The sequence below is a fragment of the Pseudomonas lini genome (genome assembly GCF_001042905.1).
GTDB classification, from domain to species: domain Bacteria; phylum Pseudomonadota; class Gammaproteobacteria; order Pseudomonadales; family Pseudomonadaceae; genus Aquipseudomonas; species Aquipseudomonas lini.
This window is the reverse complement of sequence record NZ_JYLB01000001.1, coordinates 125,783-148,541: the sequence shown is the minus strand read 5'-3', so window position 1 is coordinate 148,541 and position 22,759 is coordinate 125,783. Positions and strand designations below refer to the sequence as shown.

18 protein-coding genes are annotated in these 22,759 nt (G+C 59.8%); 11 read left to right on the top strand and 7 right to left on the bottom strand.

Annotated features, from left to right (window positions below; genetic code table 11):
* Window positions 1–131: 131 nt before the first annotated feature.
* Window positions 132–353: a DUF2970 domain-containing protein gene (locus tag TU81_RS00820; protein WP_038982938.1), complete on the top strand. Its 222-nt coding sequence runs from the start codon at window positions 132–134 to the stop codon at window positions 351–353.
* Between the two features lie 6 nt (window positions 354–359).
* On the opposite strand, the gene TU81_RS00815 is transcribed toward TU81_RS00820, so the two are convergent.
* A complete protein-coding gene (locus TU81_RS00815) occupies window positions 360–1,445 on the bottom strand; it encodes an ABC transporter substrate-binding protein (RefSeq protein WP_038982937.1) in 1,086 nt (361 codons plus the stop codon).
* Between the two features lie 524 nt (window positions 1,446–1,969).
* On the opposite strand from TU81_RS00815, the gene TU81_RS00810 reads away from it, so the two are divergent.
* Both TU81_RS00810 and TU81_RS00805 read left to right on the top strand, forming a co-directional pair.
* On the top strand, window positions 1,970–3,628 hold the full coding sequence (locus TU81_RS00810) for a nitrite/sulfite reductase (RefSeq protein WP_038982935.1): 1,659 nt from the start codon (window positions 1,970–1,972) through the stop codon (window positions 3,626–3,628).
* On the top strand, window positions 3,612–4,106 hold the full coding sequence (locus TU81_RS00805; protein WP_038982933.1) for a DUF934 domain-containing protein: 495 nt from the start codon (window positions 3,612–3,614) through the stop codon (window positions 4,104–4,106). Before TU81_RS00810 ends, TU81_RS00805 begins: the two co-directional genes overlap by 17 nt.
* 83 nt (window positions 4,107–4,189) lie before the next feature.
* On the opposite strand, the gene sohB is transcribed toward TU81_RS00805, so the two are convergent.
* A complete protein-coding gene (gene sohB / locus TU81_RS00800) occupies window positions 4,190–5,212 on the bottom strand; it encodes a protease SohB (RefSeq protein WP_048392716.1) in 1,023 nt (340 codons plus the stop codon).
* Between the two features lie 202 nt (window positions 5,213–5,414).
* On the opposite strand from sohB, the gene TU81_RS00795 reads away from it, so the two are divergent.
* Window positions 5,415–6,125: a histidine phosphatase family protein gene (locus TU81_RS00795; protein ID WP_048392714.1), complete on the top strand. Its 711-nt coding sequence runs from the start codon at window positions 5,415–5,417 to the stop codon at window positions 6,123–6,125.
* A gap of 64 nt (window positions 6,126–6,189) precedes the next feature.
* A complete protein-coding gene (locus tag TU81_RS00790) occupies window positions 6,190–6,504 on the top strand; it encodes an SCP2 sterol-binding domain-containing protein (RefSeq protein WP_038982927.1) in 315 nt (104 codons plus the stop codon).
* 79 nt (window positions 6,505–6,583) lie between these two features.
* Here the strand turns inward: TU81_RS00790 and TU81_RS00785 are convergent, their stop codons facing one another.
* Window positions 6,584–7,180, bottom strand: coding sequence for a hypothetical protein (locus TU81_RS00785; protein WP_048392712.1), 597 nt, complete (start codon window positions 7,178–7,180; stop codon window positions 6,584–6,586).
* Between the two features lie 321 nt (window positions 7,181–7,501).
* Between TU81_RS00785 and TU81_RS00780 the strand changes: the two genes are divergently transcribed.
* From TU81_RS00780 to TU81_RS00760, 5 genes are all read left to right on the top strand, one after another.
* Window positions 7,502–9,349: an amidohydrolase gene (locus TU81_RS00780; RefSeq protein ID WP_048393578.1), complete on the top strand. Its 1,848-nt coding sequence runs from the start codon at window positions 7,502–7,504 to the stop codon at window positions 9,347–9,349.
* Window positions 9,350–9,683: 334 nt separating this feature from the next.
* The gene (locus tag TU81_RS00775; RefSeq protein WP_048392710.1) at window positions 9,684–11,402 is read left to right on the top strand and encodes a hydrogenase maturation protein; all 1,719 of its coding nucleotides are present in this window, start codon (window positions 9,684–9,686) and stop codon (window positions 11,400–11,402) included.
* A gap of 184 nt (window positions 11,403–11,586) precedes the next feature.
* Entirely contained in the window at window positions 11,587–12,450 is an 864-nt protein-coding gene (locus TU81_RS00770; protein ID WP_007898206.1) for a LysR family transcriptional regulator, read from the top strand.
* A gap of 110 nt (window positions 12,451–12,560) precedes the next feature.
* Entirely contained in the window at window positions 12,561–13,703 is a 1,143-nt protein-coding gene (locus TU81_RS00765; protein WP_048392707.1) for an SRPBCC family protein, read from the top strand.
* Entirely contained in the window at window positions 13,700–14,788 is a 1,089-nt protein-coding gene (locus TU81_RS00760) for an SMP-30/gluconolactonase/LRE family protein (RefSeq protein WP_048392705.1), read from the top strand. Before TU81_RS00765 ends, TU81_RS00760 begins: the two co-directional genes overlap by 4 nt.
* 131 nt (window positions 14,789–14,919) lie before the next feature.
* Here TU81_RS00760 and TU81_RS00755 read toward each other — a convergent pair whose 3' ends face one another.
* On the bottom strand, window positions 14,920–15,162 hold the full coding sequence (locus tag TU81_RS00755; RefSeq protein ID WP_038982918.1) for a DUF465 domain-containing protein: 243 nt from the start codon (window positions 15,160–15,162) through the stop codon (window positions 14,920–14,922).
* Window positions 15,163–15,380: 218 nt separating this feature from the next.
* Between TU81_RS00755 and TU81_RS00750 the strand changes: the two genes are divergently transcribed.
* Window positions 15,381–15,902 (top strand): DUF4142 domain-containing protein, encoded by a 522-nt coding sequence (locus TU81_RS00750; protein ID WP_038982916.1) that lies wholly within the window; start codon window positions 15,381–15,383, stop codon window positions 15,900–15,902.
* A gap of 63 nt (window positions 15,903–15,965) precedes the next feature.
* Here the strand turns inward: TU81_RS00750 and TU81_RS00745 are convergent, their stop codons facing one another.
* From TU81_RS00745 to TU81_RS00735, 3 genes are all read right to left on the bottom strand, one after another.
* A complete protein-coding gene (locus TU81_RS00745) occupies window positions 15,966–18,077 on the bottom strand; it encodes a hybrid sensor histidine kinase/response regulator (protein ID WP_048392703.1) in 2,112 nt (703 codons plus the stop codon).
* A gap of 191 nt (window positions 18,078–18,268) precedes the next feature.
* Window positions 18,269–21,367 (bottom strand): error-prone DNA polymerase, encoded by a 3,099-nt coding sequence (locus TU81_RS00740; RefSeq protein ID WP_197679437.1) that lies wholly within the window; start codon window positions 21,365–21,367, stop codon window positions 18,269–18,271.
* Window positions 21,343–22,758, bottom strand: coding sequence for a Y-family DNA polymerase (locus TU81_RS00735; protein WP_048392699.1), 1,416 nt, complete (start codon window positions 22,756–22,758; stop codon window positions 21,343–21,345). Before TU81_RS00735 ends, TU81_RS00740 begins: the two co-directional genes overlap by 25 nt.
* Window position 22,759: the final 1 nt, after the last annotated feature.

Sequence of the window (22,759 nt, the reverse complement as noted above, 5' to 3'; positions counted from 1 at the left end):
ACAGCTGCGGTAGATAGTTATTGCACTGACGAAGACTGGTTACCAAATGCGTCGATCCGCAGGCAGGCCAGCCATAACACGCACCGCCGTATTGGCTATGCTTTGAGGACTTACTGAGAGACGAGGGATTTATGGACGATCCAGTCGACAACAACAAACCGCCGACCTTCTGGCAGATGCTGCACAGCGTCATGGCGGCGGCGTTCGGGGTGCAGAGCGGGAAGAACCGGGCCCGGGATTTCACCCACGGCAAGCCGAGTCATTTCGTGATTCTGGGGATTCTGTTCACGGCAGTGTTCGCGTTGACGCTGTTTGGCATCGTCAAACTGGTGGTGCACCTGGCGGGTATCTGAACCGGCTCAGTGCATCAGGGCTTGCAAGCTGAACGGGTAGCGATACGACGTGGGTCGGCCCTTGGCCGAGAGTTTCTGGAAATCCACGCCGTAGTCCTGAGTAGCACTCAACGCCAGCAATCGCTTGGCTTGTGCGTGATCGATCAGCTGCAACAACGAAATTTGCCGGTCGCGCCCGCCGTACTGGCTGACATCCACCCCCTGGTCATAGTCATGCAGTTGCACCAGGGCCCAACCACCCAGAGTGAAGTGCCCGCCCAACAGCACACTCAACCGCCCTTCCAACAGCGCCTGTAACGCGGTCGGTGAATTGTTGACGGCGCTGAACAGTACGTCCTTGCCGGGTTGGCCGCCCGTTTCGGCGTGAGCCTGCATGGCGCCAAAGGCCATTTCATCGTTGGCCGACCAGACCAGCGACGTTTGCGGATAACGCTTGAACAATAACCTGGCCTGTTCATAGGCGCGCTCGCGGGTCCAGCCGCCGTAGACCAACTGGCGCAACCGCACTTCAGGGTGTTCGGCCAATGCGCGCATCATGCCCTGCTCACGCTGTTGCGCGGCTGGCGTGATTTTCAGGCCGGAAAAGGCCACGAGATCAATGATCTGACCGGGTGCGACCGGGCGATGCAGGCGAATCAGCTCCTTGAGCATCAAGTAGCCGCCCTCCTCATTGTTGGGCACCAGGCTGCCCAACCAGTCGGGATACTTGTCCGGCTGGGCGCCGAGCAGGCGCATCTGGTCTGCGGTCAGGCCGTTGTTGACCAAAAACAGTTTCACACCGCTGCCTTGAGCCAGGCGCAAGATTTCGGGCGCGACATACAGTTCGTTGACGAACACCAGATAGTCCGGCCGATTCGGCCCTTGCAGGGCTTCGCGGGCCTGTTTGAGTGTGGTTTCAGCGTTTCGCTCGGAATACTGGATGTGCAAATCCATGCCCAGGTCCTTGGCGGCGGCCTGCATGAACTGCGAGTAACTGACCCAGAAGACCTCTTGGGAGGTCCCGGGATTGAGGAACAATACCGACGCGGCCTGGGCGCACGGTCCCAAGACCGTACCAAGCGCCAGCACTACCCCACAAAAGAACTTCAACATTAAACGTCCGAGCCCCCGAAAATCCGCTGCGCATTATAGCCAGCGAAGTTCCCTGGAACGGTGCTTATTCCGGATTTTGTCCGACAATCGTCGGCGCCGGGCCCGGACGGGGTCGTTTATTGATGGCTGACCCAGAACACTGCCGTTCCCACGACCAGGATGATCAGGAACAAAATCGCCCAAGCATCGACCGTGCTATCGCTTTTCCCTGCTTTGGTTGGGTTGCTCATTGCATCGCCTCTTGTCGGTTTTATCGGTGATTGCATAAAGACTCGAGCACAGTTAAGACGATGATTGCCCGCACCACAAATGTGGGTTTTGCTCCCGTGAGTTTCATTAGTCGTTTTGGTTCTTTACATATACTCAAACATCACTTTTGCGCATAACTGCAAACTGGTATCTTGCCTCCGCTCCGTTGGGAGTGCGCGGCCGTGCGCGCAGAATTGCCGAGGCAGTATCGGAGACTTCAGCAAGCGAAAAACGCAACTGGATCCGACCGGCCCAAGCCTGAGAACAGGACTTATATGTACGTATACGACGAGTACGATCAGCGGATCATCGAGGACCGCGTCAAGCAGTTCCGTGATCAGACCCGACGCTATCTGGCAGGCGAGCTGAGCGAAGAAGAATTCCGCCCCCTGCGCCTGCAAAATGGCCTTTATATCCAGCGCTTCGCGCCGATGCTGCGTGTGGCGGTGCCTTATGGCCAACTGACTTCGCGCCAGACGCGAATGATGGCCAAAGTTGCCCGCGACTATGACAAGGGCTACGCCCACATCAGTACCCGGCAGAACGTGCAGTTCAACTGGCCGGCCCTGGAAGACATCCCGGACATCCTGGCTGAACTGGCGACCGTGCAGATGCATGCGATCCAGACCAGCGGCAACTGCCTGCGCAACGTCACCACCGACCAGTTCGCCGGTGTCGCGGCCGATGAGTTGATCGACCCGCGTCCGTGGTGCGAAATTGTGCGCCAATGGACTACTTTCCACCCGGAATTCGCTTATTTACCGCGCAAGTTCAAAATCGCCATCAACGGTTCGACGTCCGACCGTGCGGCCATTGAAGTCCATGACATCGGCCTTGAGCCGGTGCACAACGCCGCGGGCGAACTGGGTTTCCGTGTGCTGGTCGGTGGTGGCTTGGGCCGTACGCCGGTGGTGGGCGCGTTCATCAACGAATTCCTGCCATGGCAGGACCTGTTGAGCTACCTCGACGCCATCCTGCGGGTGTACAACCGCTACGGCCGTCGCGACAACAAGTACAAGGCGCGGATCAAGATTCTGGTCAAGGCCCTGACGCCTGAAGTGTTCGCGCAGAAAGTCGACGCGGAAATGGAACACCTTCGCGGTGGCCAGACCACGTTGACCGACGCCGAAGTGCATCGCGTGGCCAAACACTTTGTCGATCCGGACTACAAGGCTCTGGACAACCAGACCTTGGCGTTGGCCGAGCTCGATAAAGAACACCCGGGCTTCGCGCGCTGGCGCACCCGCAATACCCTGGCCCACAAGAAGCCGGGTTATGTGGCCGTGACCCTGTCCCTGAAGCCGACTGGCGTTGCGCCGGGCGACATCACCGACAAGCAGCTCGATGCCGTTGCCGACCTCGCCGATCGTTACAGCTTCGGTCAGCTGCGCACCTCCCACGAGCAGAACATCATTCTGGCCGATGTCGAGCAGAGCCAATTGTTCGCCCTGTGGGGCGAGTTGCGCGAGCAAGGTTTCGCCACGCCGAACATCGGCTTGCTGACCGACATCATCTGCTGCCCGGGCGGCGATTTCTGCTCCTTGGCCAACGCCAAATCGATCCCGATCGCCGAATCGATCCAGCGCCGTTTCGACGACCTGGACTACCTGTTCGACATTGGCGAGCTGGACCTGAACATCTCCGGCTGCATGAACGCCTGTGGTCACCACCACGTCGGCCACATCGGCATCCTCGGGGTGGACAAGAAAGGCGAAGAGTTCTACCAGGTGTCCCTGGGTGGCAGCGCCAGTCGCGATGCGAGCCTGGGCAAAATCCTCGGCCCGTCTTTCGCACAGGAAGCCATGCCTGACGTGATCGAAAAGCTGATTGACGTGTACATCGAACAACGTACCGAAGACGAGCGCTTTATCGACACCTATCAGCGTATCGGCATCGACCTCTTCAAGGAGCGCGTCTATGCAGCGAATAATTAAGAACAACGAAGTCGTCGACGAAACCTGGCACTTGTTGCCCAAGGACTTCAACATCGACGAGATCAGCAACTGCGACGACCTGATCGTCCCGTTGCAGCTGTGGCGCGAGCACAGCCGCATGCTCAAGGCCCGCGATGGCGGCCTGGGCGTATGGCTGGATGCCGATGAAGAAGCGGAAGAAATCGGTGACGACGTGGAAAATTTCCAGGTGATCGCCCTGAATTTCCCAGCCTTCACTGATGGTCGCAACTACTCCAACGCCCGTCTGCTGCGTGACCGTTATGGTTTCAAAGGCGAATTGCGGGCGATCGGCGATGTGCTGCGCGACCAGCTGTTCTACCTGCACCGCTGCGGTTTCGACGCCTTTGCGATCCGCGCCGATAAAGACCCGTACGAAGCTCTGGAAGGTCTCAAGGACTTCTCTGTGACCTATCAGGCTGCTACCGACGAACCGCTGCCGCTGTTCCGTCGCCGCTAAGTACGCGTACAACAAAAAGCCCTGAATCGAAAATCCGGTTCAGGGCTTTTTTGTGTCCGGCGTAAGCGATTACGCGAGGGGGCTTACCAGAAGCGTTGCTGGGTCAACCGGTTCCACCAGTTCAGCAGCACGCGATCAACCGAACCGCTGGCCGCAATACCGATGCGCTCCTGCAGGCTTTTGCGTTCGGCGTAATGCAAGTGATAGAGCTCGGACTGCTTGGCTCGTTCGGCAAGGTATTCATCGCTGGTCTTGAGCTCATCCACCAGTTGCTTGTCCAAGGCCGAGACACCTAGCCAGATTTCCCCGGTGGCCACGTCATCAATGGCCAGTTGCGGGCGATAGCGCGAAACGAAGTTCTTGAACAGCTGATGGGTGATGTCCAGGTCTTCCTGGAATTTCTCCCGGCCCTTCTCGGTGTTTTCGCCAAACACTGTCAGGGTGCGCTTGTACTCGCCGGCCGTCAGTACTTCGAAGTCGATGTCGTGTTTTTTCAACAGACGATTGACGTTGGGCAACTGCGCCACCACGCCGATCGAGCCGAGGATCGCGAACGGCGCACTGATAATCTTCTCGCCGATGCACGCCATCATGTAGCCGCCGCTGGCCGCGACCTTGTCGATGCACACGGTCAACGGCACGCCGGCTTCACGAATCCGCGCCAGTTGCGAAGACGCCAAGCCATAGCTATGAACCATGCCGCCGCCGCTTTCCAGGCGCAGCACCACCTCGTCCTTTGGCGTGGCGAGGGTCAGCAGCGCGGTGATTTCGTGGCGCAGGCTCTCAGTGGCCGACGCCTTGATGTCACCGTCGAAATCCAGCACAAACACCCGCGGTTTGGCCTCGGGTGTCTTCTTTTGCTTTTTCTCGGTTTTAGCCTGGGACTTGCGCAGGGCCTTGAGCTGATCCTTGTCGAGCAAGGTTTGCTCCAGGCGTTCGCGCAGCCCTTTGTAGAAATCATTGAGTTTGCTGACTTGCAGCTGCCCGGCCGACTTGCGTCGACCTTTGCTGCGCAACGCCGCAAAACTGGCCAGGACCACCAGAATGGCGATCACCAGAGTCACGGTCTTGGCCAGAAAAATGGCGTACTCGAACAAAAGCTCCACAGGGACTCCTTCAATCAATGCGCGGGTTAAACACGCGCGGGATACCTCCAGCATACCCATCCGCCAGCCTGACGACCAGCCGTGAAACCTCTGGCAACAAGCCTGTAACGGGCATTTCAAACAAGCGTATGTTTTTTCATTGACAGCTCACCGCCATCCTCATAACCTCGCCAAACCTTCAACGTACCGGGATGACGCGGACGTGGGCAGCATCTACTTGATTCGACATGGCCAGGCCTCCTTCGGTGCAGACGACTATGACGTCCTGTCGCCGACCGGTATTCGCCAGGCAGAACTCCTCGGCCAGCACCTGGCTGAACTCGGTGTCAGCTTCGATCGCTGCCTGTCGGGAGACCTGCGCCGCCAGCAACACACTGCCAACAGCGCGCTGGAACAATTCGCCGCCGTCGGGATGCCGGTGCCGGTGCTGGAAATCGATTCCGCCTTCAACGAATTCGACGCCGATGCGGTGATCCGCGCCCTGCTGCCGGCCATGTTGGATGACGAGCCCCAAGCGCTGGATATCCTGCGCAACGCCGCACAAAACCGTGCTGAATTCCAACGCATCTTTGCCTTGATCATCGAGCGCTGGCTCGCCGGCACCTACGACACACCGGGGCTGGAGAGCTGGCTGGGTTTCGTCGAACGCGTGCAGGCCGGTCTGCATCGATTGCTCGAACACGCCGACAATACCCAGAAAATCGCCGTGTTCACCTCCGGCGGCACCATCACTGCCCTGCTCCACCTGATTACGCAAATGCCCGCAAAGCAGGCCTTTGAACTGAACTGGCAAATCGTCAACACCTCGCTCAACCTGCTTAAGTTTCGTGGTCGCGAGGTGGCCCTGGCTTCCTTCAACAGTCATGCACACCTGCAACTGCTGAAGGCCCCGGAACTCATCACGTTTCGCTGAGTCCGGACTATTGTGACCCTGGCTGTAATCACCCAGCTCTAATTACCCAAGAAAGGATCGAACCATGACCTCCGTAGCTGATGCCGTACAAGCAATGAAAGCCAAGTTCAACCCAGCCGCTGCTGCCGGTCTGGACCTGGTATTCGGTTTCCGCATTGACGACACCAAGAACTTCTCGCTGATCGTCAAAGACGGCACCTGCGAACTGCAAGAAGGCGAGAACCCGGACGCCCAGGTCACTCTGGTAATGGACGGCGAAACCCTGGAAGGCATCGTTGACGGTTCGACCGACGGCATGCAAGCGTTCATGGGCGGCAAACTGCGTGCTGAAGGCGACATGATGCTGGCCATGAAACTGTCCGAGCTGTTCCCGAGCTAAGACAACGGCTCCCGCTCTCGGGAGCCTTTCTGGCTGCACACGAATCCCGCTTAAATGGCGGGATTCGTCGTTTCAGCGTTCAGCGAGTCCCGGCGTCATCCATTTCTTCGAATACTTTGACGTAGGCTTCGTGCTCTTCGTTTGTGTCGTCTACTTCCACCACCTCACCGTCATAAACGAGGTTGCCGTCATCTCCGTCGAGCTGAACGCCGATGACAAACTTGCGATAACTCACCTGCAGGTAAAGATTGTAAAGATCCGCCGGCTTATCCGGGGCACTGAAGACGCTGTAGGTGTAACGCACACGCCGGGTCAGCACCGGCCATGTATCCCAAACGGGTTGAGTATTCACTTCAGGCTGAACATCCTCCAGCGCCTCAATGGCCGCCTGAATCAGAAACTCGTTGTCCTTGGCCGTGAAAACAAATGGCTTGCTGCGCGTCATGATGAACGGATTCAACTTGCCCTCCAGCTCTTGGGGCACATACATGCCATTGCGAAACCACTTCGTGGCATCGAACGTTGGCCCATTAGCACCCGTGGCTCGAGTCGTCATCATCACGGTGTCGGGGGTGCTGCTGCCCTGACTGGCGTACAGATAAGTCCCGACCAGGCCAATGGCTATCAGCGCCGCCACCAAGAGACCTTTCGGGTTACCGACTTTAAGAGATGTCACTGAACAGTTGTCCTTGTCGTTTGGATCGAGCGGCAGCGTTCGCCATCGTCTACGTCCATGTTTGAGCCGGGCGGGAAATCTAACCGATCTGTCGGGTAGTTAAAACAGGCCGCTGGCGGATTTGCGGTCTATATTCCTTCTGGCCGCATGCGTCAGACATCGGCTGTTTGCCCTCACTTCTTTTGGAAGAATTTTGTGGAGAGCACTGCCATGAGCCCACCTGACTACCGCGACGGATTCAACCGTCGCCGTGTACTGCAAGGCCTTACGGCAGGCGCCGTCGGTGCCTGGGTCAGCCCACTATTCGCAGGGAGTAAAACCATGCCCGATGCCCCGGCCGATCTGATTCTGTACAACGGACGCCTGCACACCGTCGACCGCAAGAAACCCCAGGCCAGTGCCGTCGCGATCAAGGACGGACGCTTCGTGGTGGTCGGCAGCGATGCCCAGGCCATGGCGCTCCAAGGCCCCGGCAGCCAGATCATCGACCTGCATGGCCGAACGGTGATTCCCGGACTCAACGACTCTCACCTGCACTTGATCCGTGGCGGTCTGAATTACAATCTCGAACTGCGCTGGGAAGGCGTACCGTCCCTGGCCGATGCCTTGCGCATGCTCAAGGATCAGGCCGATCGCACGCCAACGCCGCAATGGGTGCGAGTGGTCGGTGGCTGGAACGAGTTCCAGTTTGCCGAGAAGCGTCTGCCAACGATTGAAGAACTGAACAAGGCCGCGCCGGACACCCCGGTGTTCGTCCTGCATCTCTATGATCGCGCCCTGCTCAACCGCGCGGCATTGAAAGTGGTCGGCTATACCCGCGACACGCCGAACCCGCCGGGTGGCGAGATCCAGCGCGATGCCAACGGCGACCCCACCGGCATGCTGATCGCCCGACCCAATGCGATGATCCTTTACTCGACCCTGGCCAAGGGACCGAAATTACCGCTGGAGTATCAAGTCAACTCGACCCGTCAGTTCATGCGCGAACTCAATCGGCTGGGCGTCACCAGCGCCATCGATGCCGGCGGCGGATATCAAAACTATCCGGACGATTATCAAGTCATTCAGCAACTGGCCAAGGACCAACAACTCACGGTGCGCATTGCCTACAACCTGTTCACTCAAAAACCCAAGGAAGAGCTGACCGATTTCAAAAACTGGACCAGCACTTCCCATTACGGTCAGGGCGATGACTTCCTGCGGCACAACGGTGCCGGGGAAATGCTGGTGTTCTCGGCAGCGGATTTCGAAGACTTCCTCGAACCCCGCCCCGACCTGCCGCAAACCATGGAACAGGAGCTGGAGCCGGTGGTGCGGCATCTGGTGGAACAACGCTGGCCCTTCCGCCTGCACGCCACCTACAACGAATCCATCAGCCGCATGCTCGACGTGTTCGAGAAGGTCAACCGGGATATTCCATTCGACGGTTTGCCGTGGTTCTTCGATCACGCCGAAACCATCAGCCCACGCAATATTGAACGGGTCAAAGCCCTCGGTGGCGGCATCGCCATCCAGGACCGCATGGCGTTCCAGGGCGAGTACTTTGTCGACCGTTACGGCGCGAAAGCAGCCGAAGCGACACCCCCGATCGCGCGCATGCTGGCCGAGGGTGTGCCGGTGGGCGCGGGCACCGATGCCACGCGCGTGTCTAGCTACAACCCCTGGACCTCGCTGTACTGGCTGGTCAGCGGCCGCACCGTCGGCGGGCTAGCGCTGTACCCGCAAGGCTTGAGCCGCGATACGGCGCTGGAACTGTTCACCCACGGCAGCGCCTGGTTTTCCTCCGAACAAGGCAAGAAAGGCCAGATCAAGGTCGGGCAACTGGCGGATCTGATTGCATTGTCGGCGGACTACTTTCACATCGAAGACGAAGCCATCAAATGGATCGAGTCGGTGCTGACCATTGTCGACGGCAAGATCGTCCATGGCAGCGTCGAGTTCGAAAAGCTGGGGCCACCTCCAATTCCGGTGGTGCCTGAGTGGTCGCCCGTGGTGAATGTACCGGGACACTGGAAACCATTGGCGCCGCTGACCGCACAAGTGCACCAGTGTGTGGGCGCTTGCGCGGTGCATGCCCACAGCCATGAGCGGGCGCGGTTGTCGTCGGCGCCGGTCAGTGACTTTCAAGGGTTCTGGGGGGCGTTTGGCTGTTCGTGTTTTGCGTTCTGAAAAAGAAAAGATCGCAGCCTGCGGCAGCTCCTACAGGATTGATGTTCACCCGCAATATTTCGGTGAATATAAATCCTGTAGGAGCTGCCGCAGGCTGCGATCTTTTGATCTTCAGCCCCAGTATTCCCCACATACATTTGAAGCAATAAAGAAATCAGGATCCACTCACCCACAGAAATAAGCCGCTCGGCCGCCAATGAAACACCCACTGACACAAGCTTGACCTCGATCAGTTGTTCCCCACCGCACAATCACTACCATCACGCTTCCATCGAAGGCCACGGACGGCTCATTGGGAGCCTGTTGGCCCGTCATTCTCAAGGAAGAGTCAATCATGCGGTCATTGAAAATCATTCTGCTGGCGTCAGCCTTCAACGGGCTGACCCAACGGGCCTGGCTGGACTTGCGTCAGGCCGGCCACTCGCCCAGCGTGGTGCTATTCACCGATGCAGACACCGTGTGCGAGCAGATCGAACACTCCGGCGCCGATCTGGTGATCTGCCCGTTCCTCAAGGACCGGGTACCGCAACAGTTGTGGAGCAACCGCCAGCGTCCCGTGGTGATCATTCATCCGGGTATCGTCGGCGACCGTGGCGCCAGTGCACTGGACTGGGCGATCACCCGTGAACTCAGCCGCTGGGGCGTGACAGCGTTGCAAGCGGTGGAGGAACTGGACGCCGGGCCGGTCTGGGCCACCTGTGAATTCAACCTTCCCCAAGGCTTGCGCAAATCCGAGTTGTACAACGGGCGCGTCAGCGATGCGGCGATCTCCTGCATCCGCGAAGTCGTGGAAAAATTCATCGCCGGTTTCATTCCGGTGCCCTTGGATTACAGCCAACGCCATGTGATTGGCCGCTTGCAGCCGAACATGAAGCAAGCTGACCGATCCTTCAGCTGGCACGACAGCTCACGCTTTATCAAACGCTGCATCGATGCGGCCGATGGCCAGCCCGGCGTATTGGCGAGCCTGGCCGGCGGTCAGTATTACCTGTATGACGCTCACCTGGATTCGCGCAGCGGCACGCCGGGGGAGATTCTCGCGGTGCATGACGATGCGGTGCTGGTGGCGACCGGTGATACCAGCCTGTGGATCGGCTCGCTGCGACACAAACCCCAGCCCGGTGAAGAAACGTTCAAACGTCCGGCCCGGCATGTGCTCGCCGAACAGCTGGCGCAAGTGCCGACCCTTGATTGGTCGATCGCTTCCCTGCCCTTCAACAATGAGTCCTATCAACCGATCCGCTATCGCGAATCAGGCCATGTCGGCGAACTGACCTTCGAGTTTTACAACGGCGCGATGAGCACCGAACAGTGCCAGCGACTGGTGGAAGCCTTGCGCTGGGCCAAGTCCCGGGATACCCAAGTGCTGCTGATCAAGGGTGGACGCGGCAGTTTCTCCAACGGCGTGCACCTCAACGTGATCCAGGCCGCAGCGGTTCCGGGGCTGGAAGCCTGGGCCAATATTCAGGCGATCGATGACGTCTGCCAGGAACTGCTCAGCGCCCGGCAACTGGTGGTCAGCGGCTTGACCGGCAACGCCGGAGCTGGCGGCGTGATGCTGGCGCTGGTTGCCGATATTGTCTTCGCCCGATCCGACATCGTGCTCAATCCCCATTACAAAACCATGGGCCTGTACGGTTCCGAGTACTGGACCTACAGCCTGCCTCGCGCTGTCGGCCAGGCAATGGCGGAAAAACTCACGGAAGATTGCCTGCCGATCAGCGCCACCCAGGCCTTGCAACTGGGCATGGTCCAGGAAATCGGCCCGCGCTGCCCCGACGAGTTTGGCCTGTGGTTGTTGCAGCGGGCCAATGGTGCGTTGAGTGATCCGGCTTATCAGGCGGTGCGCGAGCGTAAAAGCCAGCTCGATAATCAACTGATGCAGCACTGTCGCAATGCCGAGCTGGAAGATATGCAGCTGGACATGGTGCAGAACCGCAAACAGTTTGCCGAAAAGTGCCGAAATTTTGTGCTCAAGCGCAAGGCGTGTGGCACGCCGCAGCGGTTGGTGGCGCAGTGGGCGACTGCGCGGGATGTTGAATTGGTCGGGTGATCGGTAGCGCCTGCAAAAGATCGCAGCCTTCGGCAGCTCCTACATTGACCGAGCTCGTCACAATACCGTGGATGAACATCGATCAATGTAGGAGCTGCCGAAGGTTGCGATCTTTTGATCTTGATTTCTATCCGCTAGCGGCGCCTGCTCTTACAATGCCCGCACCTCCCACATCGACCTGCCCATGGACATCGACCTCGCCCGCACCTTTCTGGAAATCGTCCGCCACGGCAGCCTGGCCGCGGCGGCCGAAAAGCTGCACGTCACCCAGACCGCGATCACCGCCCGCGTGCAGAAGCTCGAAAGTCAGCTCGGCAGCACGCTGTTCGTGCGCAACCGCGCCGGGGCGCGCCTGACGCCGAACGGTGAGGCCTTTGTGGTTTACGCCAATCAACTGGTGCAGACCTGGGAAGCGGCGCGCCGGGACTTGCCGCTGCCCGAGGGCTACCGCGACGTGCTACACATCGGTGGCGAAGTCAGTCTGTGCAACCCGTTGATGCTCAGCTGGGCCGGCGAACTGCGCGAGAAAATCCCCAGCCACGCCCTGCGCATGGAAATCCGTGACGGCGAAAACCTCCTGCGCCAACTGGAGCTGGGGGTGCTGGATGCGGCGCTGGTCTATCAGCCCGAGTACTGGCCACGCCTGCAAGTCGAGCAGGTGCTGGAAGAAAAACTCATCCTGGTACGCCTGGCCGGACAGCCCGATCCTTATGTGTATATCGACTGGGGCCCGGACTTTCGTCGTCAGCACGATGCCGCACTGCCAGAAAAAGCCAAGGCGGCCTTGAGCTTCAACCTCGGACCGCTGGCCTTGCAATACATCCTGGAAAACGGCGGCAGCGGCTATTTTCGTACCCGCGTGGTCCAGAGCTATCTGGAAAGCGGCGTGCTGGAGCCAGTGCCCAAAGCTCCGGAGTTCAGCTATCCGACCTACCTGGTCTACTCCCGGGACCGCGACTCGGCGACCTTGCAACGAGCCTTCGATTTGCTGCGCGAAGTGATCAAGACGGACGATGACTGGTCCCAGCGCTGGAACCCATTGACCTGACGCCAGGCGTCTTGCACCGGAGCATGGCGCTTGTGTCCTCAAGGTTGGACCAGCCTCTGCGGTGGGATCGACTAATCTGCTGGTTATAACAATAACCACAGGTGAACGCAGTGAGGCAGACCACCGAAGCATTCCGCGCGCGCTACCGTGCCGACATTCATCCGCTCTACAACCCTTGGTTGCACGGCGCCTTTGTGCTGCTGTTCGGGTTGCTGGCCATCGGCGCGTTCTGGAGCACCGTGCATCAGGTACACCCCCTGGAATGGCTGGCGGTGCCGCTGACCCTGTTGTTCTTCAACTTCGGCGTCTACGTCGTGCATCGGCATCTGGGGCACCACAAAAAGCGCTTGGCGCGAATGTTCTACGCCCGTCACGCCGGCGACCATCACAGCTTTTTCACCCCCGGCCATATGACCTACGACAGTGCCCGCGACTGGCGGGTGATTCTGTTTCCGGCCTGGCTGATCGTGTTGCATACCCTCGTCACCACCACGCCCGCCTGGTGGCTGTTGGCTCAGATCAACGGCAACGTCGCGGGGTTGTTCGGCGGTTGTATGGTCCTCGGTTACCTGACTTATGAAGTGTTTCATGCCTGCGAACATCTACCGCCCGGCAACCCGCTGACACGTCTGCCGTGGATCCGCCAGATGCGCCGTCTGCACGCACTGCACCATCGCCGTGAGCTGATGCAGGAGCGCAATTTCAATATCGTGTTTCCACTGATGGATTACCTGTTCGGAACCTTGTACTGGGAACCGGAGCAAGCGTCCCCGCACCTGACGAGAACGCCCACCCGTCTGCAGCACGTGGTCGACATCGCCGGAAATCCGCTCGCCGTGCTCGCCTACGCCAGCACCGCGACACGTTGGCCGGAGTGGCATCCGTCCTCCCTCAAGGTCGATGGCCAGAGCGGCCCGCTGTATGCCGGTGCGCGGTTCGAGGAAGACATTCGGGCCGGCGGGCGTGAGGGGCATTTGCGCTGGGAGGTCGACGAATACCTGCCCGGTCGCCGCTGGAGCGCTCGGGCTTGGGGCGATCATGGACTGTCGCTGGTGGTGACTTACGAGTGCGAGGCTTTTGGCGACGGCACGCGGTTTGTCCGCACCCTGGAATATTGCTTCAGCGGTGTAGGAATGCGCATCGCCAATCGATTGTTGCTCAAGCGGCGCATCGAGCGTGAATCAGCGCAATCGATGCTGGCATTACGCGAGATGGCGCAAAAACATCTGGCCTCGACAGGAGTCACCGCGTGAAAAGAACTTTCAAATTTCGCCATTTATTGTTGCTGTTGATCATTGTGGTTGGCGGCTTCCTGTTGTTATTACCGACCAAAGTCCAGCCGATCGCCTGGACACCGTCACCGGCGCCCTCCCTCATCGATGGCATCTACACAGACAATCAGCGCCTCAAAGGCGTGGAACGTGTCGGCGCCGCTGACATCGACGGTCCAGAGGCGTTGCTGCTGGAGGAAGACGTCCTCATCACCGGCCTGCATGACGGTCGGTTGATTCGCACCAGCCTCGACGGCAAAACCACCAAGGTGCTGGCCGATACCGGTGGCAGGCCATTGGGCCTGGCGCGACACCCCAATGGTTTGCTGGTGATCGCCGATGGGGTCAAAGGTTTGCTGTCGCTCGATGCTCAAGGCCGGTTGATTGCATTGAGCACCACGGCCAACAACGTGCCCTTCGGTTTTACCGATGACGTGACCATCGACAAGGCCGGGCATTACGCCTATTTCAGCGATGCTTCCAGCCGCTGGGGTTACGGCAAGGATGGCGAGGCGATCATCGAGCACGGCGGCGACGGTCGCTTGCTGCGTTATGACTTCCAGACCGGCACGACGACGGTCTTGCTGGATAAGCTGGAGTTCGCCAACGGCGTGACCCTGGGGCCTGACGATGCGTTTGTGCTGGTCAACGAAACCGGCGCCTATCGCATCAGCCGCTATTGGCTGACCGGACCGAAAGCCGGGACCCACGATCTGTTCATCGACAATTTGCCGGGGCTGCCGGACAACCTGGCATTCAATGGTCGCGACCGTTTCTGGGTGGCGCTGTATGCACCGCGCAATGCGCTGCTCGACGCCACGGCGCCCTACCCTCTGGTACGCAAAATGATCGTGCGCGCGATGACGGTCCTGCCCAAACCGGTGGAGAAACGCGCCTTCGTCCTCGGACTGGACCTCGACGGCAAAGTGATTGCCAACCTGCAGGACGCCAGCAGCGGCAACTACTCACCCATCACCACCGTGCGCGAGTATGGGGACTGGTTGTATCTGGGGTCGCTGAAAGCGCGGCACATGGCGCGGTTGCCGTTGAGTACGGCATTAAAATAGGGCGTGGCAGCCAAAAAAAGATCGCAGCCTTCGGCAGCTCCTACATTGGGCCGGCGTAGGAGCTGCCGAAGGCTGCGATCTTTTGATCTTGAATTGTTCAGTCACTGGTCATCGGGACTCGACATAACGCCTCAGGACCGTGTCTGAAGTTGCTGGACGATCTTGTCCTTCACTTGCAAGCGCTTCTCTTTGAGTTTCTTCAGTGCCTCATCGCTGGGCGCATCTGATTGTGCGGACTCGGCCTTCAACACCTCGGCGTCCGCCTGCGAATACTTGTTGATCAGTGAATCCAGTAACGGATCCTTGGTGCGTTTTTGCTGGATTTCTTCCTTTGAAAGTTTCAGATCCTGATACAGATCATGAGTCACCGGCATGGAACACCTCCGTTTGTTAATCGGTAGCAAACGCGATCGATTGCGCTCACCAGCTATCAGAATGACCTCGCTTGCCCTGTTCTGTCGACCGTCTATCAGACCAGCGGTGTCCGTTCGTCGTCCTGTCGCAAATGCGATAAAACCTTTGTTCGAAAGCCGGCCTCCATTGATTAACGATCATCCGGATCGCCCATATAAACCTGAGTGGAGAATGACCAATGGACGGATTCAATCTGCGTCACCTCGCCCTGGCCGTTGCCTTGAGCACCAGCATGGGCACAGCTTTCGCTGCCGACTCCAATGACTTCGTCGATGACGCCACTGCCGGTGGTATCGCGGAAGTCGAAACCAGCAAATTGGCCCTGGAAAAAAGCTCATCGGCTGACGTCAAGGCGTTTGCCAACATGATGATCACCGATCATTCCAAAGCCAATGATGAACTGGCGGCACTGGCGAAAAAACATGACATTGAGGTGCCGGACACGACGACGTTGGTCAAACAGGCCAAGGAAAAAATTCTCGACTGGCGCGATGAATCCTTCGACAACGCCTATGCAAACAATCAGGTAAAGGCTCACGAAGAAGCCATTGAACGGTTCAAAAAAGAAGCCAACACAGTGACGGACGACAAGACCAAAGGCGCCACCGAACTCAAGGCTTTTGCACAAAAAATGTTGCCGGCGCTGGAAAAACACCTGGGTATGGCGAAAAAACTCCAGGCCGCTCATCCCGACAAATAATCCCAAGCCTTGATGCCAGGTGTGGAACCTGTGGCGAGGGAGCTTGCTCCCTCGCCACAATAATCAACCACCCAGCACGCTGCGGATCATGCTCAACAGTGCTTCAGGGCCATAGGGTTTGCTCAGCAGATAAGTGTCGGAGCTGAGTTGGTGATTGCGCGAAATAATGTCCCGGGTGTGCCCGGAGGTAAACAGCACCGCCACCGGAGGGTTCTGCACCTTGGCCCAAGCGGCCAGGTCTGAGCTTTTGATCAGACCGGGCATGACCACATCGGTGAAGATCAGGTCCACCGCCACGCCATCGAGCAACATCTGCATGGCCAAGTCACCGTTGGCCGCAGTCAGGACCTGATAGCCCTCCTCACACAACAAGTCCACCGCCGAGCCACGCACTGCTTCATTGTCCTCAACCACCAGAATGGTTTCGTGCCCGCCTCGGTGCAGCAGATCATGGCGCGTTGTTTCACCGGGCAACGGGCGCAGGCTGCGCGGGAAATACAGCTGCACCCGAGTGCCCTGTCCGACGACGCTGGAAATCTCGATATGCCCATCGCTCTGTTTGACGAAACCGAACACCATGCTCAAACCCAGGCCGGTACCCTGGCCGTCAGCCTTGGTGGTAAAGAATGGTTCGAAGGCCTGTGCGAGCACTTGAGGCGGCATGCCGACACCCGTGTCAGCCACCGCGACGCAAACATAGTCGCCAGCGACGATGCCTTTGCCCGCGCAAAACTTGTGGTCGAGGGCAATGTTCTCGGCGCTCAGGGCAATGGTCCCCTCGCCGTTCATCGCGTCTCGGGCGTTGATCGCGAGGTTGAGAATGGCGTTTTCCAGTTGATTGCGGTCCACGTAGAAATGCCAGGGATCGTCAGGCGCCGTCATCTTGATCTGGATGGTTTCCCCCAGCGCCCGCTGTAACAATTCCCCCAGGCCTTCGAAGATCTGCCGTGGATCGCAGACCGCCGGCGACAAAGGCTGACGACGGGCGAATGCGAGCAATTGCGAAGACAGTTTGGCACCGCGCTCGACTGCGGCAATCGACGCACTGACCCGGCGTTGCACGTTGGCGTTGTCCGGCTCGTGACGCGCCAGCAAATGCAGGTTGCCGGCGATGACCTGCAACAGGTTGTTGAAGTCATGGGCCACGCCGCCGGTAAGACCGCCGATGGCTTCGAGTTTTTGTGACTGGCGCAACTGCTCTTCGGCCGCCAGCCGCGCTTCGACTTCGTCGGCGACTCGCTGCTCCAGGTTGCGGGTGAATTTGAGCAAGGACTCTTCGGCGGTCTTGCGTTCGTGGATATCGATCAATACCCCGGGAAAGCGGAACGCCTCGCCTTGCTCATCGAACTCGCAACACCCGCTGGCAAGCACCCACAGGTAACTGCCATCGGGACGCAAAACCCGGTATTCGGCGTTATAGGGTATGCCGGTTTCCACCGATTGGTTGATCCGCTCCTGAACCCAACTGCGGTCGTCGGGGTGAATCTGCATCTCGGCGATGAGCGGTGGCAGGTTGGCCAGGTCCTGGTCGGGCGGGTAGGAAAATGTGCGGGCGAAGCGTTCGTCGGCAGACAGCACGTTAGCCTTGATGTCCCAGACGAATGAGCCGAGCAATGCCCCGGCATTGAGCGCCAGGCGAACTCTTTCATTGTCGGCGCGATAAGCGCTTTCGGCTTCCTGGCGGCGGCGCTCGGAAATCACATGGTCAGTGGTATCGACCACCATCGCCATGACCCCGGCGGGGTGCCCGTCGTCATCGGCGACGGGGCTGTAGTAAAGATCCATCCAGACGTCTTCGGGTACGCCGTCACGTAACAGCACCAGGGCTTTGTTGTGATAGGACAAGGTTCCGCCCGCAAGGCAGGTGTCCACCACGTGCCGATTGAATTCGGCGACCTCTGGCCAGCCCAACTCCACCGGGGAACCCAGCAGGTAAGGATGGCGCCCACCGGCAAATCTCGAGTAGGCATCGTTATAGATCATGTAACCGGGCCGCCCCCACAGCATCACCATCGGCAGGGGTGAGGCGAGTAATAACTGCACCGCGCTGCACAGGCTCCCGGGCCAGGTATCGATGCTTCCAAGCTCGGTCAGGCTCCAGTCGAACGCGCGAATGCGTCCGGCCATTTCGCCGCTCCAGCCGGTACATCCGTGGCTATTGTCTAGAAACTGCATCGACTGGCCTATGTCCTGTGAGTGACATGTTTTCAGGCAGTGCAACGGCATGAGAAGACGGTGCGCGCCCGTTTGTTTCGAGCACCGCCGACGCCAATGGTTTCATAGAGGTATAGCTTATTCTCGAGCGGCTCTTGTCGGGGCCGTATTTCGGCGAACGTGATTGCTTCTGTAGGAGCATATGATCAGGGTCAGCGGAAATCCCGGCTGCGCACATGGATACCGTCGAGCAATGAACTCAGGTCGCTCAAGCGTCCGGCAATCAGGTGCCGCACCTCGCCTTCCTTTTCCCAGCGCCCATCGACCTTGAGCAATTGCGAGCCAACCAATACCTGTCGTTGCCGTTCGGCCAGGTCACGCCAGACCACCACGTTGACGTTGCCGAACTCGTCTTCAAGCGTCACGAAGGTCACGCCGCTGGCAGTGCCCGGGCGTTGCCGGCCGGTGACCAGCCCGGCGACGCTGACCGGTCGGCCGTGCTCGACATCCATAAGTTCTTTCGAACTGCGGCAACGCCGGGCTTTCAATTCACCCCGCAGCAATGCCAGCGGATGCGGGCCGAGGGTGGTGCCGACACTGTTGTAATCAGCTTGCAGGTCCTCGCCCACGGTGGGTTTTGGCAGAGATACCGCCGGCTCTTCCTGACTCGGCAAACCGGCAAACAAGCCGAGCTGCTTCTGCACCCCCGCCACTTCCCAACGCGCCCGATGCCGGTCACCGGCCAACCCGCGCAACGCACCGGCATCGGCCAGTTGCTCCTGGGCGCGAGCATCAAGTCGCGCCCGTTCGCCAAGGTCGGCGATGTCGGCAAACGCCCCTTTCGACCGTGCGACTTCAATGCGCCTGGCATCGTCCTCGCGAAAGCCTTTGATCATCCGCAACCCCATGCGAATGGCCGGTTGCGCGTCGGTGATCGGTTCCAGGCTGCAATCCCAGTCACTGGCCCGCACGTCCACCGGACGAATCTGCAAATGATGCCGGCGGGCGTCCTGAAGAATCTGATCCGGGCTGTAGAACCCCATGGGCCAGCTGTTGATCAGCGCACAGGCAAAGGCTGCCGGCTCGTGGCATTTCAACCAGCAACTGGCGTAGGTCAGCAAGGCGAAACTGGCGGCGTGGGATTCGGGAAAGCCGTAATCGCCGAAGCCTTTGATCTGCTCGAAAATCTGCGCGGCGAACTCCGCCGTGTAGCCGTTTTTCTTCATTCCGTCCGCCAGGCGTTCCTTGTGCGGTTCCAGTCCGCCGTGGCGTTTCCAGGCTGCCATGGAACGGCGTAATTGATCGGCCTCGCCGGGGCTGTAGTCGGCGGCGACAATCGCAATCTGCATCACCTGCTCCTGGAACAGCGGCACGCCCAACGTACGCTCCAGCACCGCTTCGAGTTCTTTCGACGGGTAGATCACCTCTTCTTCGCCCTTACGCCGCCGCAGATAGGGATGCACCATCCCGCCCTGGATCGGCCCCGGCCGAACGATCGCCACCTCGATCACCAGATCGTAGAAATTCTTGGGCTTGAGCCTTGGCAACATCGACATCTGTGCCCGGGATTCGATCTGGAACACCCCGATGGTGTCCGCATGGCCAATCATCTCGTAGGTTTGCGGGTCTTCGGCCGGCACCGTCGCCAGGCTCAGGTCACGGCCACGGTGCCGACGCAGCAGGTCGAAACAACGACGAATCGCACTGAGCATGCCCAGCGCCAGAATATCGACCTTGAGCAGCCCGACCGCATCCAGATCGTCCTTGTCCCACTGGATGATGGTGCGTTCGGCCATGGCGGCGTTTTCCACCGGCACCAGGCTGTCCAGGGGCTGTTCGGAAATCACGAAACCGCCAGGGTGCTGGGACAGGTGCCGAGGGAAACCGATCAACTGCCCCGTCAGGCTCAGCACCCGGCGCAACACCGGGCTGTCGGGGTCGAAACCGCCCTCACGCAGGCGCTCGACCGGCGGCGCCTGATCACTCCAGTGGCCGCAACAGTCGGCCAAGGCGTTGACCTGATCCGACGGCAAACCCAGTGCCTTGGCCACATCGCGCACTGCGCCGGCCCCATGGTAAGTGCTGACCACCGCCGTCAACGCCGCGCGGGCCCGACCATAACGCTGAAACACGTACTGCAGGACTTCTTCACGCCGCTCGTGTTCGAAATCCACGTCGATGTCCGGCGGCTCGTTGCGCTCTTTGGAGAGAAAACGCTCGAACAGCAGCGTGCTCCGCTCCGGATCGATTTCCGTGATGCCCAGCACGTAGCACACCGCCGAGTTGGCGGCAGAACCGCGCCCCTGACAGAGAATGTGTTGCTTGCGGGCGAAATTCACAATGTCGTGAACCGTCAGGAAATAACTTTCGTACCCCAACTCGGCAATCAGCTGCAGTTCCTTGTCGATCTGCGCCAACACTTCGGCTTTAGGGCCTTTTTCCCAGCGCCACCGAATACCCTTTTCAGCCAACGCCCGCAGCCAGGACGTGGCCGTTTGACCGTCAGGCACCAGCTCCCGGGGATATTGATAACGCAACTGACCAAGGTCGAACGTGCAGCGCCGGGCGATGTTCAGCGTTTCGTCGAGCAGTGCCTGCGAATAGAGATCGCGCAAGGCGTCGAGGCTGCGCAGATGCCGCTCGCCATTAGGGTGCAGACGCAACCCGGCCTCGGCCACCGGCAGGTGATGGCGGATCGCGGTCATGGTGTCCTGCAAGGCGCGCCGGCCGCGGGCGTGCATGTGCACATCGCCGCTGGCCACCGCCGGGATCCGCAGTTCCCGTGCCAGGGTCAGCAACGCCGCCAGTCGCCGGGTGTCGTCCTGCCCGCGATGCAATTGAACGCTCAGCCACAGGCGCTCGGCGAAGGTCTGCTTCAGCCAGTGGCCCTGCTCAAAGTCATCGACGGCGTCCGGCACCCACAACGCCAACAGTCCCGGCAACGGCTCGCCGAAATCCTCACGCAGCACCTGATACTGGCCTTTCTGCGTGCGGCGTCTGGCGCGGGTAATCAGTCGGCACAGGGTTTGGTAACCCTCGAGATTTTCCACCAGCAGCACCAGTTTCGGGCCGTCTTCGATGCGTATTTCACTGCCGATGATCAGCGGCAACTCCACAGCCTTGGCCGCCTGCCAGGCGCGGACGATACCTGCCAGCGTGCATTCGTCGGTGATCGCCAGCGCTTGATAGCCCTGCTTTTTCGCCCGTTGAAAAAGCTCAAGCGCGCTGGAAGCACCGCGCTGGAAACTGAAGTTCGACAGGCAGTGCAGTTCGGCATAGTCGCCACTCATGCGAACCAGCCTTGCAGCCACAACGGACCGTCTTCACCCACCACCCGATAGGCCCAGCCCTGCTGACCGGAGCGGGTTTCGATCAGGTAGTAATCGCGGCGCACGTCGTCGCCGTCCCACCAGCCTGACTCGATGCGTTCCGGCCCCATGAGGATGCGCGTCGAACCTTCGTGTACTGCCTGCGGTTCAGTCAGTAGCCAGCCCGGGCGTTGCACGGCAGGCAGCCCCCCACAGGCCTGGCTGTCGACACTAGCCTGCCACGCGCATTCCGGCCGGTGATCGGCCTGGAACCGCAAGCCTTGCACCGCGTCATCTCCCAATCGCGCGCGCAAGCGTTCGCGCAGTTGCTCCCAAGGCAAGGATTGCTGCGGACGATCATCGAACAGTTCCTGGTACTGGGGCACAAAGGCCGGTAGTTCTTCGGCGCGCAGACGAAAACCGCGCACCGGCGCCTCGACCTGAACCTGTTCCAGACGCCCCCGGGCCAGTTCGAACAGCATCGCCGGATCACGCTCGGCACTGAGCAGGCCGACCTTGATCAGCGTGTCTGGCAACCCGGCGTGTTCCAGGTGCAGGTCAAAACGCTGCACACCGCTGTCCCGCCCGCAGAGGAACGCCGCCAGATCGCCGGTCAGCCTGCGCAACGGAAACAGCAATGCCTGATGGGATTGCACATCGAAATTAAGCTCGATGCGCACATCGAAACGGTCCGGCGGCAGGTAGAACGCCAGCGCCAGCCGTCGCTCGCCGAACAGGGTGTCCAGATGCTTGAGCACCTGAGCTTCGAAACGCCGGGCCAGGCTATGTCGTGGCAGCGTTTGCACCTGACTCAAAGTGCGCAGCCCCATGCGCGACAGTGCCGTGGCAACGCTTGGCTCCAGAGCGATCCGGTCAACGGGCAACTGCCCCAGGTGGTGCTGCAAAGCGTCATTGTCCGGCACCACCAGACCGTCATAAACGTTGGCCAATACCCGCGCCGCCACCGGGTTGGGCGCGGCGACAATCCGGTGACGAAACCCCAGCTCGCCGAGTTCGGCCCGCAACCGCGCCTCGAACTGCGGCCAGGGCCCGAACAAGCCCAGGCTGGATTCGATTTCAAACACCACGGCTCGCGGGTAATGCACGCTGACCTGAGAGCTGAACCGATAGGCCCAGGCAGCCAGGAACTGCTGCCAGTGTTCGATCTCCGTTGCGTCGTATTCGGCGGTGACAAAACCTTTGCTCAAGGCCTGAGCGGCGGTCATCGACTGGCCGGGCCGCAAGCCCAGCGCCCGCGCCGAACCGTTGACCGCTTGCAGCACCCGACGCTGGGCCGGACCGGTCAGCAGCGCCAGCGGTTCGTTGGGGTCGGGGCGCTGACGCAGTACCGCGTCCAGCGCCAATTGCGGGAAGAGAATGCAAACCCAGCGCATG

Coding starts and splice junctions, on each gene's coding strand:
- TU81_RS00820 (WP_038982938.1), top strand. CDS start 132: ATGGACGATCCAGTCGACAACAACAAACCGCCGACCTTCTGGCAGATG.
- TU81_RS00815 (WP_038982937.1), bottom strand. CDS start 1,445: ATGTTGAAGTTCTTTTGTGGGGTAGTGCTGGCGCTTGGTACGGTCTTG.
- TU81_RS00810 (WP_038982935.1), top strand. CDS start 1,970: ATGTACGTATACGACGAGTACGATCAGCGGATCATCGAGGACCGCGTC.
- TU81_RS00805 (WP_038982933.1), top strand. CDS start 3,612: ATGCAGCGAATAATTAAGAACAACGAAGTCGTCGACGAAACCTGGCAC.
- TU81_RS00790 (WP_038982927.1), top strand. CDS start 6,190: ATGACCTCCGTAGCTGATGCCGTACAAGCAATGAAAGCCAAGTTCAAC.
- TU81_RS00780 (WP_048393578.1), top strand. CDS start 7,502: ATGCCCGATGCCCCGGCCGATCTGATTCTGTACAACGGACGCCTGCAC.
- TU81_RS00775 (WP_048392710.1), top strand. CDS start 9,684: ATGCGGTCATTGAAAATCATTCTGCTGGCGTCAGCCTTCAACGGGCTG.
- TU81_RS00770 (WP_007898206.1), top strand. CDS start 11,587: ATGGACATCGACCTCGCCCGCACCTTTCTGGAAATCGTCCGCCACGGC.
- TU81_RS00755 (WP_038982918.1), bottom strand. CDS start 15,162: ATGCCGGTGACTCATGATCTGTATCAGGATCTGAAACTTTCAAAGGAA.
- TU81_RS00750 (WP_038982916.1), top strand. CDS start 15,381: ATGGACGGATTCAATCTGCGTCACCTCGCCCTGGCCGTTGCCTTGAGC.
- TU81_RS00745 (WP_048392703.1), bottom strand. CDS start 18,077: ATGCAGTTTCTAGACAATAGCCACGGATGTACCGGCTGGAGCGGCGAA.
- TU81_RS00735 (WP_048392699.1), bottom strand. CDS start 22,758: ATGCGCTGGGTTTGCATTCTCTTCCCGCAATTGGCGCTGGACGCGGTA.